Source organism: Phocaeicola coprocola DSM 17136 (assembly GCF_000154845.1).
GTDB lineage: Bacteria > Bacteroidota > Bacteroidia > Bacteroidales > Bacteroidaceae > Phocaeicola > Phocaeicola coprocola.
In genome coordinates this window covers 11,823-30,627 of record NZ_DS981476.1, presented here as the reverse complement: position 1 = coordinate 30,627, position 18,805 = coordinate 11,823, and the positions used below count along the sequence as shown (strand labels likewise).

14 protein-coding genes are annotated in these 18,805 nt (G+C 39.0%); 8 read left to right on the top strand and 6 right to left on the bottom strand.

Features of this window, described 5'->3' with window-relative positions; all coding sequences use genetic code 11:
- A partial coding sequence (locus tag BACCOP_RS09225; RefSeq protein ID WP_007568572.1) for an IS66 family transposase occupies positions 1-719 on the top strand: 719 nt, incomplete at its 5' end.
- Between the two features lie 163 nt (positions 720-882).
- Here BACCOP_RS09225 and BACCOP_RS09220 read toward each other — a convergent pair.
- Together BACCOP_RS09220 and BACCOP_RS09215 are read right to left on the bottom strand one after the other, a co-directional pair.
- Complete coding sequence (locus BACCOP_RS09220) at positions 883-1,470, bottom strand: Crp/Fnr family transcriptional regulator (RefSeq protein WP_007568569.1); 588 nt, start codon at positions 1,468-1,470, stop codon at positions 883-885.
- 32 nt (positions 1,471-1,502) lie between these two features.
- Positions 1,503-2,390, bottom strand: a complete 888-nt coding sequence (locus BACCOP_RS09215; RefSeq protein ID WP_007568568.1) for a YitT family protein — start codon at positions 2,388-2,390, stop codon at positions 1,503-1,505.
- Positions 2,391-2,582: 192 nt separating this feature from the next.
- Here BACCOP_RS09215 and BACCOP_RS09210 point away from each other — a divergent pair, with 192 nt between their 5' ends.
- The 4 genes from BACCOP_RS09210 to BACCOP_RS09195 all read left to right on the top strand — a co-directional run bounded on the left by BACCOP_RS09210 (position 2,583) and on the right by BACCOP_RS09195 (position 9,861).
- Positions 2,583-3,812 (top strand): LL-diaminopimelate aminotransferase, encoded by a 1,230-nt coding sequence (locus tag BACCOP_RS09210; protein WP_007568567.1) that lies wholly within the window; start codon positions 2,583-2,585, stop codon positions 3,810-3,812.
- 54 nt (positions 3,813-3,866) lie between these two features.
- Complete coding sequence (locus tag BACCOP_RS09205) at positions 3,867-6,056, top strand: glutamine synthetase III family protein (RefSeq protein ID WP_007568566.1); 2,190 nt, start codon at positions 3,867-3,869, stop codon at positions 6,054-6,056.
- A gap of 118 nt (positions 6,057-6,174) precedes the next feature.
- Positions 6,175-7,836 carry a putative transporter gene (locus BACCOP_RS09200; protein ID WP_040311985.1) on the top strand — a complete coding sequence of 554 codons (1,662 nt, stop codon included), beginning with the start codon at positions 6,175-6,177 and terminating at the stop codon, positions 7,834-7,836.
- 27 nt (positions 7,837-7,863) lie between these two features.
- A complete protein-coding gene (locus tag BACCOP_RS09195; protein WP_007568564.1) occupies positions 7,864-9,861 on the top strand; it encodes a fructose-1,6-bisphosphatase in 1,998 nt (665 codons plus the stop codon).
- Positions 9,862-9,940: 79 nt separating this feature from the next.
- Here BACCOP_RS09195 and panD read toward each other — a convergent pair whose 3' ends face one another.
- Positions 9,941-10,291, bottom strand: coding sequence for an aspartate 1-decarboxylase (gene panD, locus BACCOP_RS09190; protein ID WP_007568563.1), 351 nt, complete (start codon positions 10,289-10,291; stop codon positions 9,941-9,943).
- 5 nt (positions 10,292-10,296) lie between these two features.
- Positions 10,297-11,142: a pantoate--beta-alanine ligase gene (gene panC / locus BACCOP_RS09185; RefSeq protein WP_007568562.1), complete on the bottom strand. Its 846-nt coding sequence runs from the start codon at positions 11,140-11,142 to the stop codon at positions 10,297-10,299.
- A gap of 261 nt (positions 11,143-11,403) precedes the next feature.
- Between panC and BACCOP_RS09180 the strand changes: the two genes are divergently transcribed.
- Together BACCOP_RS09180 and BACCOP_RS09175 are read left to right on the top strand one after the other, a co-directional pair.
- Positions 11,404-12,222, top strand: coding sequence for a glycogen/starch synthase (locus BACCOP_RS09180; protein ID WP_007568561.1), 819 nt, complete (start codon positions 11,404-11,406; stop codon positions 12,220-12,222).
- Positions 12,223-12,255: 33 nt separating this feature from the next.
- Positions 12,256-13,704, top strand: coding sequence for a DUF4270 domain-containing protein (locus BACCOP_RS09175; protein WP_007568560.1), 1,449 nt, complete (start codon positions 12,256-12,258; stop codon positions 13,702-13,704).
- A gap of 381 nt (positions 13,705-14,085) precedes the next feature.
- On the opposite strand, the gene gap is transcribed toward BACCOP_RS09175, so the two are convergent.
- Together gap and BACCOP_RS09165 are read right to left on the bottom strand one after the other, a co-directional pair.
- Positions 14,086-15,096, bottom strand: a complete 1,011-nt coding sequence (gap, locus tag BACCOP_RS09170; RefSeq protein ID WP_007568559.1) for a type I glyceraldehyde-3-phosphate dehydrogenase — start codon at positions 15,094-15,096, stop codon at positions 14,086-14,088.
- Between the two features lie 189 nt (positions 15,097-15,285).
- Positions 15,286-16,449 carry an IS4 family transposase gene (locus BACCOP_RS09165; RefSeq protein ID WP_007564783.1) on the bottom strand — a complete coding sequence of 388 codons (1,164 nt, stop codon included), beginning with the start codon at positions 16,447-16,449 and terminating at the stop codon, positions 15,286-15,288.
- 658 nt (positions 16,450-17,107) lie between these two features.
- On the opposite strand from BACCOP_RS09165, the gene guaA reads away from it, so the two are divergent.
- Positions 17,108-18,661 carry a glutamine-hydrolyzing GMP synthase gene (gene guaA, locus BACCOP_RS09160; RefSeq protein ID WP_007568557.1) on the top strand — a complete coding sequence of 518 codons (1,554 nt, stop codon included), beginning with the start codon at positions 17,108-17,110 and terminating at the stop codon, positions 18,659-18,661.
- The last annotated feature ends 144 nt before the right edge of the window (positions 18,662-18,805 follow it).

The following is an 18,805-nucleotide window of genomic DNA, read 5'->3' as shown; positions in this document are numbered from 1 at the left end:
GAATTCCACATGTCAAGTTGGTTTACTATCATTACAATAACGGCAGCAGAGCCTCTGATGTAGCAAAGACCTTCCTTGAACATTTTATGGGATCTGTATCTACAGACGGATATACGGTTTACAGGATGTTCGACGGAGAAGACTCAAAGGTGCTTCATATAGGATGCTGGACACACTGCAGGAGGCTGTGGGTCGATGCCTTGCCATCAGACAGAACTGCGATGGATATAATAGACCCTATCGGTGATATGTTCAGAAATGAAGACTTGTTCCGCACAATGAAACTCAGCGGTGAGCAGATTAAGGAAAAAAGACTTAAGCTTACGAGACCTATTCTTGAACGTATCCATCATAAGGTGGTCATGATGATGCAGGATACCAAACTCATGGCAAACGAACTGATGAGAAAGGCTGTGAACTATACGATAAACCAGTGGAAATCCCTGAAAAATATCCTCAAGGACGGTTCTGCGGAAATATCGAACAACCTCTGTGAGCAAAGGATGAAACCTGTAAAGCTGCTGCTCAAGAACTGTATGAACATAGGCAGTGAGGATGCAGCAGGAAACTCGGCATTCATCTTTTCTCTGATAGAAAGCTGCAAGCTTAATGATATAGCCCCTCAGGATTACCTGAAGCACTTGTTTGAATGTATTCTTCATGGTAAGGACTGCGACAAGAAGGTCCTTCTGCCATGTTTTTATAAATCGGAATGTTAAAACTAAACTATTTTCTTGCGGACATTTTTATTTTATCGGCTGAAAAACAGCCGATAAAATTGTCGTGGCGGAAAATAGAATGGTTACAAAATTACCGCTGTATAAACTCCCTATTCACCAAGGGAACTATACAGCGGTAATTTTATATTCTCAAAAAGAAATTTTATCCATTTAAGCTAGCAGAACGTACTCTACTCAATGTTTCAGGTGTCATTTGAAGCAGAGAGGCGATATAAACAAGCGGTGCACGTTTTAATATCTCCGGATGCAACTGAAGAAGCTTGTTGTACCGTTCGTGTGCTGGTTCAAAACGCAATGTATCTGCTTTAATCTGTGAGTCAATCAAAGAATATTCAAAGAACTTTCTATATAACACTCCGATATCTGAGTGTTCCATAGACAAGCGTTCTATATCATCTTTTTTTATTTCCCACAAAACTGTTGGTTCCAGAGCTTCAATCATTATACGAGTAGGCTTTTGTTTCAGATAACTTTCCAGACATATTATCATTCCTCCCTCATATCCGATATGCTCAGTCACATCCTTATCATATTTAAAATAAAACTGGCGAGTCATTCCTTTTTCTATATAGCGCATGCATTCACATACCTCGCCTTCATTCAAAATAATTTCGCCTTTTTTATATTTCCTACATACCAGAATGCCTGCCATTGCATGAATACTTTCCCGCTCCAGCAAAACATGCTTTCCGGCGGCTATTTGCCGCACAACCTCAACACTTGTCATCATACAATCTCCATATTACCTTTGTTAATATTATATCATCTCACCTTAATACGATCAAAACCTTCTCCAAAGACTCCGATTACTGCACTTTGAGATACAAAAGCTCCCGGATCTATATCTTTTATCAAACGGAAAATAGTATTCGATTCGCTTTTCTTTGCCAATACAAACATCATTTTCACATTGTTATGCGTATAACATCCTACACCATCAATAAAGGTTACACCACGATGGAGATCAAGATTAATACGCTTTCCTATTTCCTCATACTTAGAAGAAATTATAAAAAACTGTACAGACTGACGAGCACTATTCACAACCTGATCGAGAACAAAACTGGAAACAAACAAAACTACATATCCGTATACAACCCGTTCCCAATCATGTAAAACCAAATAGCTGGAAGAGATAATAATTATGTCACACATAAGGATGACACGTCCTAATGATATATCACGATATTTATTGACTATCGCAGCTATAATATCTGTTCCACCGGTACTTCCATTTGCAGAAAAAGCGACTCCGATACCTCCCCCGCAGAATGAAGCCCCTAACACACATGCCATAAAAGGCTGATCATGTATCAAGCTGCCCTTTATCAAATCTTGTATTATAGCCAACAATATAGTTAACACGGCAACCGCCCAAATTGTCTTCAGACAAAATTTAAGTCCCAGTATTTTCAAAGCCAGCAACAATAATGAAAAATTAATAATCAAATATGTGTACTGAACCGGAAAACCTGTTGCCCAAAACACGATAGATGCAATACCGGGAACCGCACCCGATGGGATGTCATTAGGCAACAAAAACACTGTCCATCCCACACCATACATTAGCATACCTAAAGCAATCATCAAATAGTCTCTAGTTTCCCTAAAAAACTGTTGCGACTTCGTAAGCGGCTTCATTTGATTCATCTTATAAATTACAAGTTATAGTTTTTGAATTTGGTGATACAAAATTACGAAAAAATCACCTATAACGATACAATGCAAACAAATTTCTTACAAGAAATAAAGAAAAGGAAATAGACGGTTTTGTAGATCATATAATTTTCGTAATTTTGCCCCAAATTGGGATAAACATTTAGAACTGTTTTAATACATATCATGGCGTTAGTAAACGAACATTTCCTGAAATTACCGAACAATTACTTCTTTTCGGATATAGAGAAGAAAGTAAATTTGTTCAGGGTAACTCATCCTAAAGCTGATATCATTCGTTTAGGAACAGGAGATGTCACTCTTCCCCTTCCCCCAGCTTGTATAGAAGCCATGCACAAGGCTATAGACGAAATGGGACATGAAGCAACTTTTCACGGATATGGTCCTGAAGAAGGTTATCATTTTCTCATTAATGAAATTATTAAAAACGACTATGCTGCAAGGGGAATACATTTGGAGCCTAATGAGCTATTTATCAGTGACGGTAGCAAAAGTGATACCGGTAGTATCGGTGACATTCTTCGTCATGATAATAGTATCGGAGTTACAGACCCCATCTATCCCGTTTACATCGATTCAAATGTTTCCTGTGGACGTGCTGGAGAACTTCAAAATGATGGTAAATGGAGCAATGTAGTATACATGCCTTGCCTTCCGGAAAATAATTTTATTCCTCAAATCCCTAGCCAGCGCGTTGATATCGTTTATTTATGTTACCCCAATAACCCTACGGGAACTGTACTTAGCAAAAATGAGCTTAAAAAATGGGTAAACTATGCTCTTCAAAATGATACTCTGATCATTTTTGATGCAGCTTACGAAGCATATATTCAGAATCCAGATATACCACATTCCATCTATGAAATAAAAGGAGCTAAAAAAGTAGCCATAGAATGTAGAAGCTTTTCGAAAACAGCCGGGTTTACTGGTGTGCGGTGTGGATATATGGTTATACCCAAAGAAATAACAGCAGCGACATTGGCTGGCAAGCGCATCCCACTCAATCCAATGTGGAAGCGGCATCAGGAAGTAAAATTTAATGGAACATCCTATATTACCCAGCGAGGGGCTGAAGCTATTTATACTCCAGAAGGTAAAGAGCAAGTAAAAGCAAATATCCGATACTACATGGACAATGTACAAATACTGAAACGAGCATTAACCGAACTCGGACTAAGAGTAGCAGGAGGTGAAGATGCTCCCTATCTCTGGGTACAAGCACCTAACGGAATGTCATCGTGGAAGTTTTTCGACAAGCTATTATACGAAGCACATATTATAGGAACTCCCGGTATCGGCTTCGGACCTAGCGGAGAAGGATATATGCGATTTACCGGTTTTGGCAAAAAAGAAGATTGCAAGGAAGCAATATATCGCCTCCGTCGATGTTTATAACCAAAAAAAGATAATATACAAGAAAAAACAACATAAAAATTATTTTTAGGTATTATGTCAAAATTAAGATTCAGAGTTGTAGAAAAAGCGTTTCACAAGAAACCAATTGAAGTTACTCCCCCGTCAGAGCGCCCAAGCGAATATTTCGCTAAATATGTGTTCAACCGGGAAAAAATGTTCAAATATCTGCCAAGTAAAGTATATGCCAAATTAATAGATGTTATTGACAACGGAGCTGCACTCGACAGAAGTATTGCAGATGAGGTAGCTGCTGGAATGAAAAAATGGGCAGTAGAATTAGGTGTAACTCACTACACTCACTGGTTTCAGCCATTAACAGAGGGTACAGCAGAAAAGCATGATGCCTTTGTTGAGCATGACGGTAAAGGTGGTATGCTGGAAGAGTTTTCAGGTAAACTTCTTGTTCAGCAAGAAGCAGACGGTTCTTCCTTCCCTAACGGTGGAGTAAGAAATACTTTTGAAGCACGTGGTTACAGTGCATGGGATCCGTCTTCACCTGTTTTTGTCGTAGATGATACATTGTGTATACCTACCGTATTTATAGCATATACGGGAGAATCATTGGATTATAAAGCACCATTACTAAAAGCTATTCAGGCCGTAACAAAATCAGCACTCGATGTAATGCATTATTTCGATCCTTCCGTAAAAAAGATTATTTCGTATCTGGGATGGGAACAGGAATATTTCCTTGTTGACGAAGGTCTGTACGCCGCACGTCCGGACTTACTGCTGACAGGACGTACACTTATGGGACATGAAGCATCAAAGAACCAACAGTTGGAAGACCATTATTTTGGCGCAATACCTCCCCGTGTTGCCGCATTTATGAAAGATCTGGAAATTCAGGCTTTGGAATTAGGTATTCCTGTCAAGACACGACACAATGAGGTTGCTCCCAACCAGTTCGAATTAGCTCCTATTTATGAAGAATGTAATCTGGCTGTAGACCACAACATGCTTATCATGTCGCTGATGCGTAAAATCGCACGTAATCACGGTTTCCGTGTGCTGCTTCATGAAAAGCCATTCAAAGGTGTAAACGGTTCAGGAAAACACAATAACTGGTCATTGGGAACAGATAATGGAACATTGTTGATGGCTCCGGGTAAGACATCGGAAGAGAACCTGCGTTTTATCACTTTCGTTGTCAACACGCTAATGGCAGTTTACCATCATAATGGTCTACTGAAAGCTTCTATCATGAGCGCAACAAATGCTCATCGTCTGGGAGCTCATGAAGCACCTCCTGCAATTATTTCATCTTTCCTGGGTACTCAGCTAAGCAAAGTTCTCGACCATTTGGAAGAAAGTACAAACAATGAGTTAGTAGCCTTGGGAGACAAGCAAAGTATGCGCCTGGATATTCCCCAAATACCAGAACTTCTGATTGATAATACCGACCGTAATCGTACTTCACCTTTTGCGTTTACAGGAAACCGTTTCGAATTCCGTGCTCCAGGTTCAGAAGCCAATTGTGCCAGTGCAATGATTGCTTTGAATGCTGCTGTAGCAGAACAGCTCACAGTATTCAAGAAAGACGTAGATGCATTGATCGAAAAAGGTGAGCCTAAAGTTTCGGCAATTATCCAAGTAATCCGCCAGTACATCAAAGAATGTAAACCTATCCGTTTCGACGGAAATGGCTATAGTGATGAATGGAAGGAAGAAGCCTTGCGTCGTGGACTGGATTGCGAAACCAGCTGTCCACTTATTTTCGATAATTATCTGAAACCGGAAACAATCCATATGTTTGAATCTACCGGAGTCATGAATCGAAAAGAACTGGCAGCACGTAACGAAGTGAAATGGGAAATGTATACTAAAAAGATACAAATCGAAGCACGTGTTCTAGGCGACTTAGTAATGAATCATGTGGTTCCTGTTGCTATTGAATATCAGACAAAACTGATAGATAATGCCTACAAGATGAAATCACTTTTCCCAGCTGATGAAGCAGCCGTATTATCAGCTGAAAATCTAGCAATAATCAAGGAAATAGCAGAACATACAGCATTTATCAAAGACCATGTAGATGCAATGGTGGAAGCTCGTAAAGTAGCTAACCGTATCACCACCGAAAGAGAAAAAGCTATCGCCTACCATGATAATATTGCTCCAATGCTGGAACAGATCCGCTATCATATCGACAAGCTTGAATTGATTGTCGATGACCAGATGTGGACATTGCCGAAGTATCGCGAGTTATTATTCGTGCGATAAACAAATTATTCTTGCCACAAAGGGCACAGAGTTGTACACAAGACAAATTTTACTTGTTTAGAGTGTCACTCTGTGTCCTTTGTGGCGATAATAATTTTATTTTATGTATCTTTACAACATGGAATGGTTATACGATTTATTTTTTGAACAAACAGCCTTACAGGCAGTAATCATACTGTCCCTCATTATATCTACTGGCCTTGGACTAGGGAAATTACACATTTGTGGAATATCCTTAGGATTGACATTTGTTTTTTTCATGGGTATATTAGCCGGACATCTCGGATTTGCTATTGACCCACAGATGCTTACCTACGCTGAAAGCTTCGGACTTGTGTTATTTGTATATGCCCTAGGATTACAAGTCGGTCCTGGTTTTTTCAGTTCTTTACAACAAGGCGGATATAAGTTAAATATGTTAGGACTAGGGGTTATTTTATTGGGTACGATTATGGCTGTGGCACTGACAGCGATTACTCCTATATCTATGCCCGATATGGTAGGTATTTTATGTGGAGCTACAACCAACACTCCTGCTCTGGGTGCTGCACAACAAACACTAAAACAGTTAGGAGAATCAACAAGTGGAGCTGCACTGAGCTGTGCTGTAACATACCCGTTAGGTGTCGTTGGGGTTATTCTGGCTATTATTGTAGTAAAGAAGCTTTTCGTTCGGCCCGCTGATATGGAGCAGCATGAACACGAAGATCCCAATCATACATATATTGCAACTTTTCAAGTGCACAATCCAGCAATATACAATAAAAGCATCCAAGATTTAGTACATATAAGCACCATCAAATTTGTCATATCACGCTTGTGGAGAAACGGACAAGTATCTATCCCTACTTCTGAGAAAATATTAAAAGAACATGACCGGTTATTGGTCATCACAACAGAGAAAGATGTACAGGCTCTGACAATTCTGTTCGGAGAGCAAGAAAAAAAAGACTGGAACAAAGAAGACATTGACTGGAATGCCATCGACAGTGAATTGATCTCAAAGCATATTGTCATCTCCCGCCCGGAAATAAACGGAAAAAAACTTGGTTCACTACGCCTGAGAAATACCTATGGAATAAATATCAGCCGTGTATTACGTAGCGGAGTTCAACTACTGGCTACCCCCGAATTAGTATTACAGCTAGGTGACCGTCTAACTGTTGTCGGCGAAGCCGCTGCTATAAAAAATGTAGAGAAAGTATTGGGTAATACTGTAAAAACCTTAAAAGACCCCAACTTGGCTTCTATTTTCATTGGTATTGTTTTAGGATTGATTGTAGGATCCATCCCTATTGCAATTCCGGGAATCAGTTCTCCTGTAAAATTAGGACTTGCTGGAGGACCGATTATTGCAGGTATAGTGATAGGTTCATACGGACCTCGCCTACATTTGGTAACATATACTACCCGTAGTGCCAGCCTGATGCTTAGAGGAATCGGTCTGTCACTCTATCTGGCCTGCCTGGGACTTGACTCTGGAGTCCATTTCTTTGATACAGTAATGCGTCCCGAAGGAGCATTATGGATAGGCATAGGCTTTCTCATTACTTTTATTCCTGTAGTCATTATGGCACTGGTAGCCCTTCGTCTTTGTAAAATGGACTTTGGCAACACCTGTGGTATGCTATGTGGAAGTATGGCTAATCCAATGGCTCTGAATTATGCAAACGATATAATCCCGAATGATAATCCGGCAATCAGTTATGCAACCGTTTATCCTCTCGGTATGTTTATACGTGTAATCATTGCACAACTTATTTTAATGATATTCTTATAACTAACCATTCTAACCTAAATAAATAACATGAAAATCTATAAACAGATTACACTGGAAATGATACAGAAAGATATCCGCTACCTGGAACTTCTTTCACATAGCTTTCCTACAATCGCTTCGGCCAGTACCGAAATAATAAATCTGGAGGCAATCATGAATTTGCCTAAAGGTACAGAACACTTTTTAGCCGATTTACATGGAGAGTATGAGGCATTCCAGCATGTTTTAAGAAATGCTTCAGGAGCTATCAAACGGAAAGTCAACGAAATATTCGGAAATACATTACGCGAATCTGAAAAGAAGGAAATCTGTACACTGATTTACTATCCGGAACAAAAGCTACAATTAGTAAAAGATGTCGAAACCGATATTGTAGACTGGTATGTTATTACGTTAAATCAGCTGGTAAAAATCTGCCAGAATGTGTCATCCAAGTATACACGTTCCAAAGTACGTAAAGCATTGCCTGAAGAATTTTCATATATCATACAAGAATTACTGCATGAAAGCAGTATGGAACCCAATAAGCAAGCATATATCAATGTTATTATCAGTACTATTATCGACACACATCGAGCTGATGATTTCATTGTTGCAATGTGTAATCTGATACAACAGCTAACTATCGACTCCTTACATATTCTGGGAGATATATTCGACCGTGGTCCTGGTCCTCACATCATCATGGATACTCTCTGCAACTACCATAATTTTGACATTCAATGGGGTAATCATGACATATTGTGGATGGGAGCAGCTTCTGGAAACGACTGTAGTATAGCCAACGTATTACGACTTGCCATGCGTTATGGAAACCTTTCGGCTTTGGAAGATGGCTACGGTATCAACTTGCTTCCTCTGGCCACATTTGCCATGGAAACTTATGCCGATGATCCATGTAAATGCTTTACCCCAAAAATAGACAAGGCAGTAAGTCCATACAATGATAAAACCATCCGTCTGATTGCCCAAATGCATAAGGCCATCAGTATCATCCAGTTTAAACTGGAAGCAGAAATTATCCGCCGCCGTCCGGAATTTGAAATGGAAGACAGATTATTATTGCACCATATAGATTTCGAACGTAAGGTCATCACATTAGATGGACAAGAATACGCCCTGCGTGATGGTTTGTTCCCGACTATCGATCCGGCAGATCCTTATAAGCTAACCGACGAAGAAAGAGATATAGTACAAAAATTACATCATTCATTCACCGGAAGTGAGAAGCTTCGTAAACATATGAAGTGTCTGTTCCGCTATGGCTGTATGTATAATGTATGCAACTCTAACCTACTGTTTCATGCCTCCATGCCTCTCAACGAAGACGGCTCTCTGAAAGAAGTAGACATTCTAGGGAAGAAATATAAAGGCAAAGCATTATTGAGCCGAGTAGGCGAATTAATACGCACAGCTTATTTTGCAGAAAACGACAACGAAGAAAAGGCCTTTGCTCTTGACTATGTATGGTATTTATGGTGTGGAAAAAATTCTCCAGCATTCGATAAAAGTAAAATGGCCACATTCGAACGCTATTTCCTAACTGACAAAGAAACGCATAAAGAAGTAAAAGGTTTCTATTATACATTACGAGATCGGGAAGATATATGCGATATAATTATGGATGAATTCGGTGTAGAAGGCGAACATCGCCACATCATCAACGGCCATGTACCTGTAAAAGCTGTAAAAGGAGAAAAACCGATTAAAGCCAACGGAAAACTGATGGTTATCGACGGAGGTTTTTCTAAAGCATATCAGCCAGAAACCGGTATTGCGGGATATACACTTGTTTATCACTCACGCGGTTTCCAACTAGTACAACACGAACCATTTACTTCCACTCAAAAAGCGATAGAAGAAGGGCTTGATATTAAATCAACAACTCAAATCGTGGAAATGAGCAGTAAACGTATGATGGTAAAAGACACCGATAAAGGGCGAGAATTAAGCATACAGATAAATGATCTGAAGAAATTGCTTGTTGCCTACCGGACTGGTACTATCAAAGAGAAATCATTATAGTAATTATATAGTGGCATTTTTTTATGCCACTATATAAAAAGAAAAATCCCGAAGTCAGAAAAACCAACTTCGGGATTTTTTATACTATCTTGTTTGTTACCGTATCAGGGAATATCACTGTTGGCTTAAAGGTTTTGGCCTCTTCAAAGTCCATTAGAGCATACGACATAATAATCACCACATCTCCTACTTGTACTTTACGCGCAGCAGCTCCATTCAGACAAATGCATCCTGACCCACGTTCACCTTTTATGATATAGGTTTCAAAACGTTCACCATTATTGTTGTCCACAATCTGCACCTTCTCCCCGGCAATCATATTGGCAGCATCCATGATGTCTTCATCAATAGTGATGCTTCCCATATAATTCAAATTAGCTTCGGTTACGGTAACACAGTGAATTTTTGATTTCAACACTTCTATCATCATAGCCGTTACTCCTTATATTTAATATTATCTATCAAACGAACTTCTCCACAGAAAACAGTTATGCACCCTACGATATAACTGCCATCTTTCCAATCGCATACAGTCTGCAATGAATTGCCATCTACAATTTCAAAATATTCCAATCTTAATCCTTCTGCAGTAGAAATAGCAGATTCCACGAATGCTTTTGTTTCAGCCAATGTATGTGTCTGAGCATATTCTACACTCGCAAACAAAGTTTTTGAGATCTGTAAAGCCTGAATACGCTGTTCATCGCTTAAACGAGCATTGCGACTGCTTAGAGCCAGCCCGTCTGCTTCACGAACAATAGGACAACCTACAATTTCCAAATTGAAAGGATATTTGCGTACCATTTCACGAATAATAGCAAGCTGCTGAAAATCTTTTTCCCCAAAATAAGCACGCGTAGGCTCAACAATCAGGAAAAGCTTACTTACAATCTGGCATACTCCATTAAAATGACCAGGACGGAACTTTCCTTCCATTACTGTATCAAGTGGAGCATAACTAAACTGACGAGTATCCGGCTCCGGATAAATTTCTTCAACTGACGGTGCAAATACAAACGAAGCTCCACACTCCTCCAGTAATTTACAATCAGCATCTAAAGTACGAGGATATTTTAACAAATCATTCTTGTCGTTAAACTGAGTGGGATTCACAAAATCGCTCACTACAACAACGTCATTTTCAGCAACAGCACGTTTTACAAGCGAAGCGTGACCTGCATGCAAAGCTCCCATAGTAGGAACCAGTCCGATAGTCTTGCCCTCCTTACGAAGCGCATCTAACTCCGTACGAAGTTCTTGAATAGTTTGAATTAACTTCATTTTCTTTGATTATTAAACCTATAGTTTTCTAAAATCGGCTGCAAAGTAACCACATTTTTATCATATAATAAAACAGATTGATAAAAAAGAGTAAAGTTTTTTATTGGGCATTTACTTGCGAAATGAAATAGTTTCATTTGCAACACTCTATTTTACAAGACATTAACAAACTATAAGGAATAAATAACAAGAGGTATTTGCCTTTCTCGTCCATTTTTTTTATATCTTTGCAAAATGTTTATGAGCAACTATTAAAATAACATGAGCGCGAAAAAAGTATTATTCATTACACAAGAAATTACTCCCTACGTACCCGAAAGTGAATTATCTCTAATCGGTCAAAATCTACCACAAGCCATCCAGGACAAAGGTCGTGAAATCCGTACATTCATGCCTAAATGGGGCAATGTAAACGAACGTCGCAACCAATTACACGAAGTAATCCGTTTATCAGGAATGAACATCATTATCGATGATACAGACCATCCATTGATCATTAAAGTAGCTTCTATCCAAGCTGCAAGACGTCAGGTTTACTTTATTGACAACGATGATTACTTCCAGCACCGTTTGATGACAACCGACGAAGAGGGTAAAGAATATGAAGATAATGGCGAACGTGCTATTTTTTATGCCCGAGGCGTATTGGAAACCGTTAAAAAACTTCGCTGGTGTCCGGATATCATACATTGCCACGGATGGATGAGTGCTATTGTACCTCTATTCATAAAAAAAGCATATTACGACGAACCCTCGTTTAGAGATTCAAAAGTAATTTTCTCGGTTTACGGCAACGGATTCCAATCAAATTTGGTTCCTAACTTTAAAGACCAGATTTTATTTAGAGACATAACTTCTGACGACCTTAACATGATAGCAGACCCAGTAAACCATGATGAATTATGCAAACTGGCTATCACATACTCAGATGGAGTTATCCAAAACAGTGAAAATGTAAATCCGGCTATTATGGATTATGCACGTAGCCTTAATATTCCGGTAGTCGACTATCAACCCGAAGATACTTACGCTGATGCATGCAATGCATTGTACGATAAAGTATGGGAAGAAGCCGAATAACTCTCTTAATATACAACATCTTAATTTGAAACAATGAAACTCAAGTTCTTGGTAGCATTAGGAATTGCCGCCACACTCTACAGTTGTGATGACGAAACGACAGGAATCGGTCAGTTTGTGGCCGACAATGACATGATTCCGGCTAAAGCCGATTCGTATACAATTGAAACAAGATCTCATTTGTTAGATTCTGTTTATTCACGTTCTAGTACGGCTTATCTCGGTAAATTTACAGATCAGGATTATGGCACTTTCAGTTCTGATTTTCTAGTTCAGATAAACTGTCCTGAGAATTTTATATTGCCAGATAGAATTGAAGAAATTAAAGAAGCAACGCTGGGATTATACTACACGAGTTATTTTGGAGATTCTTTGGCAAACCTTCGTGTGCAGGTTGATCCGCTAACCAAGGTTATCAAAGACGACGGCACGGATAAAGCATTATATTATAGTAATATGGAACCGACAGATTATTACGATAAAAATGCTGCTCCGCTAGCCACAAAAGATTATTCAGCATACGACCGTACTATTCCTGATTCTATCAGAAATGAAGATACCTACTACCCCAATGTTTCTATTGGATTAGGAAAAGATTTCTGTAAAGACTTTCTTGAAAAATACAATTATACAGAAACTGTAAACGGAAAGACTATCCATCCCTATTTTAAGGATTCAGAGTCTTTCATCAATAATGTACTAAAAGGATTTTATGTACATACCACTAGCGGCGAAGGTTCTATTTTGTATATCTCTGATATCTACCTTCATCTGACCATAGCATATTGGACAAAAACCGATGAAGACAAAGACACCTTGGTACATACAATCGTTCCGATGTCATCTACCAAAGAAGTTTTCATGTCTACCCGTTTTCAAAACTCAGGCATGAAAGAACTGGTAAACGATACCAAATGTACATACCTTAAAACACCTGCCGGTCTTTGTACAGAAGTAACTCTTCCAATAGACTCAATGTATAAAATACACAAAAACGATACCTTGAATTCGATTTCTGTTTCATTTCAAAAACTGAAAGATCAAAGCAATACTCCTTTTAAAATGGGAACCCCCGGAACCTTGCTTATGGTAAGAAAAAGCGAAATGAAAGATTTCTTCGAAAACAACAAGGTACATGACAATAAAACAACATTCTTAGCAACGTATGATTCTAACTCTAACTCATACTCTTTTTCAAAGCTAAACCGCTTAATATCATATATATTCAGTGAGATAAGAACTGAAATTGAAAAGGGAGAGACGGAATGGAATAATTGGAAAAACGAGCATAAAGACTGGAACAAATTATTACTTGTACCTGTAACAACAGAAACAGACTCACAAGGTAACATCATCGGAGTAGAAAACGACCTGAATGTAAATTCTGCTATGCTAGTAGGTGGTGAAGACCTAAACAATTCATCCGATGAAAATCAACGAATTAAGATGAGTATCATTTACACAAATCCGGTACAAAAGTAAATTCAACTCGTTTGTCATATCAATAAATACCAGATAAAAATATCCTGAATGCTCTTGTTGTAAAAGCATTCAGGATATTTTTATGCCCAATATTCTCTCTTCTCTCTCCTCTTCCTTTCCAAAGATCTTCTTAAAAGGGATATCTCCTAACCTAAGAATAAACATGCTACAAATCAGCAAACTTATCTTATGCTGACAATATCAATAAATGAGTTTCTCAATCCTATCCCTTTACGATAATAATACAAGAACACCCAAAGACATCATTTTCAGAGGAGAATTTAAGCACTTAACATTCAAAGAAAGAAAACAAACTTGCATACAACAAAAAAGCCGCTCGGAAATCCGAGCGGCTTTCGCTATATGGTTTTAATTAACTGATTAGCAGTTTACAGAAGCCATGTGAGCGATCAAATCCAATACTTTGTTAGAGTAACCGATTTCGTTGTCATACCAAGAAACAACTTTAACGAAAGTATCAGTCAAAGCGATACCAGCTTTAGCATCGAAGATAGAAGTGTGAGTGTCACCCAAGAAGTCAGAAGAAACAACTGCATCTTCAGTGTAACCCAGGATACCCTTCAATTCGCCTTCAGAAGCTTCCTTCATAGCAGCGCAGATTTCAGCGTAAGTAGCTGGTTTAGCCAAGTTAACAGTCAAGTCAACTACAGATACGTCCAAAGTCGGAACACGCATAGACATACCAGTCAATTTACCGTTCAATTCAGGAATAACTTTACCTACAGCTTTAGCAGCACCTGTTGAAGACGGGATGATGTTACCAGAAGCAGCACGACCACCTCTCCAGTCTTTCATAGAAGGACCGTCAACAGTTTTCTGAGTAGCAGTTGTAGAGTGAACTGTAGTCATCAAACCATCAGTGATACCCCATTTGTCGTTCAAAACCTTAGCGATAGGAGCCAAGCAGTTAGTAGTACAAGAAGCGTTAGAAACGAACTGAGTACCTTTAACGTAAGTCTTTTCGTTAACACCGCAAACGAACATTGGAGTGTCATCTTTAGAAGGAGCTGACATTACAACATATTTAGCACCAGCTTCCAAGTGAGCCTGAGCTTTTTCTTTAGTCAAGAACAAACCAGTAGATTCTACTACGTATTCAGCACCTACTTCGTTCCAAGCCAATTCTTTAGGATCTTTGCAAGCTGTTACACGGATTTCTTTACCGTTAACGATCAATTTGCTGTTTTCAACATCTGCTTCGATAGTTCCGTTGAACTGACCGTGCATAGTATCATATTTCAACATGTAAGCCAAGTAATCTACTGGGCACAAGTCGTTAATACCTACGATCTGGATATCGTTTCTGTTCTGAGCTGCGCGGAATACGAAACGGCCGATACGACCGAAACCGTTAATACCTACTTTAATCATTTTGTTTAAATTTTAAAGGTTTTATAATACAATTTTAAAACACTCGCTTTTTCAAAATCAATCACTGGAAATTTCAGAATCATATCATCCGTTCTTTCCCGATTGCGTTGCAAAAATAAGAATTTCTTTTTGAACTTAGGCACGAAAAGTATTCATTAGTGTCCCGTTAAAATCGGGACGAATTAAATATTAATCAAACAACCCCGGGAAAAGGGGATTTAATTGCTCTTTGACATCATTGAAATTAGTCTTATTGAACAACTCTTGTAAAGGTGTTTTATCCGTTAATGAAATGCTCAAAATCTGTAGGACCTCATAGGTCGAACGGCTTAAGTGCAAATCATGTTGGATAATAGCTACCAAACAATAAGTGATAATAGCCACACTTATCTGAATACGGACTGCGTTTTCTGTGGTGCCCCAGAACCTTTTGATTTTAAGGTGCTGCTTCAACCATTTGAAGAACAGTTCTACAAGCCATCTCTTTTTATAGAGATTAGCTACATCAAGTGCAGATATATGTTTGGCATTTGTCAGGAAGGTAAATTCACGATCATCTTCTTCATCATAGAACCTGATAATCCTGAATGATTCCGGATACTTCTTTTCAGAGGTATATCCTGATAATTTCACTTCAGCATCAGATAGTATATTCTTTGGTAGTCTGCGTTTCCATTTGCAGAACTTAAATTTAAGATTCGACTTGGCTCTTACGACAAAGAAAGAGCCAGTAAGATGAATCCGATATAGTTCCTTAAACGAATCATACGCTCTATCAAAAATATAGTATGCATTTGGTTCATAATGAATTGCAGACATTGCTGTTGAGTCATGTTTTGAAGCTGTGGTTACTGTAAAAAAAGCCGGAACCTGAGCCTCAATGTCATAAAGGACATGTGCCTTGACTCCACCTTTTTTACTTCGAAATTTAGCCCAAGGAAATGTTGCCAAACATAACGGAATGGTGGTTGAATCAAAAGCGTACTTCTTTCCTTCGATATCCAGAATATGAGTAGCTCGTTTATCACTGGCTTCTTTCATCATGAAGAATGCAAAATCTTCAAAGATTCTGTAATCCCTATTTTGGTTAGCTGATGCAAGTGTGGTTTTGGCCAAGGGTTCACGACCCAATCCCAAATGATAACACTTGGCTTGATGTGCTTCCAATGCAACAATCAGGTCGCGTAGGCTCTCACGATTGCTTAGCTGTCCGAACATCATAGCAAGAAGCTGGTTCCAGCAAGTGAAATGTTTGACGTAACGATTTCCATCGTATTTGTCCACGATTCTTCTGAATTTATTGTTGTTCAAAAACTCTACCAATTGAGCGAAAACATATTTGTCTTGATTCATTTGAAGCCATTTGATTTGGTTTCAAAGGTACAATTTCAAATCGTCGCGCTTTACAAATAGAGTATAATAAGCTATATTTCAGTTATTTCAAAGAACTATTTATCCACTTTTACGGGACAGTAATGAAAAGTATTAAAATTAAGAAAAAATCAAGACGTTTTTTCAGCAAATTTCCTTGATACCTCAGTAAGAAAGGATGTTTTATAGCATTTTGCAATCCATAGTTTACACGTTGCTTGAATTTCATCCAACAAAACCTTCTACACAATGCCTCCCAAAAACATACGTTACAAAGTTTTTGATACATTTATTTCTTTTTAGGAAAAGACAAAAGCCCTCTCTACATGCTCTCTAACCAGACTTTTTTCTACACCTTATTTATATTATGCCAAGAAGAAATTATCCATCTACATACTTCATATCCTCATTTCCGTAATATTTTGTAGCAAAAATGCCTGCCTCTGGATATTTCAACTAAAAGTTCTCGATATCTCTAAAAATTTTGTACAAAGGTTTTCTACTTTCGTACAAAAAATAAAAAAATATCGAGATGTTTTTCATAAAACATGCCCAGGTTTTTTGCAAAGCACTTGTAGTATTTATAAAAAAATATGAGTATCTTTGCACGCATAGAAAATCTTACAGATAGAATAAATATATGCAGGAAAAAATTATTATTCTCGACTTTGGCTCACAAACCACGCAGCTTATCGGCCGCCGTGTACGCGAGCTGAACATGTATTGCGAGATTGTTCCCTACAACAAGTTTCCACACAATGACCCGTCGGTTATCGGAGTTATCCTGTCAGGAAGCCCATTCTCTGTTTATGATGAAAAGGCTTTCAAGGTTGATCTGACTGATATCCGAGGCAAATATCCTATTTTAGGTATTTGCTATGGTGCACAGTTTATGGCTTATACCAACGGTGGAAAGGTAGAACCTGCCAATACTCGTGAGTATGGCCGTGCACACTTGGCAACGTTCGATCATGAGAATCCCTTGTTGAAAGGTATCCGTGAACACTCTCAGGTATGGATGAGTCACGGAGATACAATCACAGCTATCCCTGAAAATTTCGAAATCATCGCTTCTACCGACAAAGTTGCTGTAGCAGCTTATCAGGCTAAAGGAGAAAAACTTTGGGGTGTGCAATTCCATCCGGAAGTATTCCACAGCGAAGATGGTACTCAACTGCTGAAAAACTTCGTGGTTGACATCTGCGGCGGAAAGCAAGACTGGAGTGCTGCATCATTTATCGAAACAACCGTAGCCGAATTGAAACAGCAATTGGGCAACGACAAGGTTGTACTCGGTCTGAGTGGCGGTGTCGACTCATCAGTAGCAGCCGTATTGCTGAACAAAGCGATCGGTAAAAACCTGACCTGTATTTTTGTAGACCATGGTATGTTGCGTAAGAATGAGTTCAAGAATGTTCTTCATGATTACGAATGTCTTGGTCTGAACGTTATCGGTGTAGATGCAAGCGAAAAATTCTTTAGTGAACTGGCAGGCGTAACCGAACCGGAACGCAAGCGCAAGATTATCGGTAAGGGCTTTATCGATGTGTTCGATGAAGAAGCTCACAAGATAAAAGATGTAAAATGGCTGGCTCAGGGAACTATCTATCCTGACTGCATCGAATCTCTGTCAATTACAGGTACTGTAATCAAGAGTCACCACAACGTAGGTGGTTTGCCAGAAAAAATGAACCTGAAACTATGCGAACCTCTTCGCCTGCTGTTCAAAGACGAAGTTCGTCGTGTAGGTCGTGAATTAGGCATGCCAGAGCATCTTATCACTCGTCATCCGTTCCCGGGACCGGGACTTGCCGTACGTATCCTCGGTGATATTACACGCGAAAAAGTACGTATCCTGCAAGACGCCGATGACATCTTTATCCAAGGTTTGCGCGATTGGAAAGTAAAAGATGCAAACGGTAATGAAACAGCTCTTTACCATCAAGTATGGCAAGCTGGTGTTATCCTGCTTCCAGTACAAAGCGTTGGTGTAATGGGTGATGAACGTACTTACGAACGTGCCGTTGCATTGCGCGCTGTCACAAGCACTGATGCCATGACTGCCGACTGGGCTCACCTGCCTTACGAATTTATGGCAAAAGTGTCAAATGACATCATCAACAAGGTAAAAGGCGTAAACCGCGTTTGCTACGATATTTCTTCAAAACCACCCGCCACAATCGAGTGGGAATAAAAGAATAATATCCCAGTCCAAGCACAGATTACACGAGTTCCTTTCAGGTAAAAACATCTGATAAATTCGTGAAATCTGTGCTTTATTTTTCACCTTATTTTAGTATCCAGAAACAAAAGAAACATCATGTACACAAAATATATG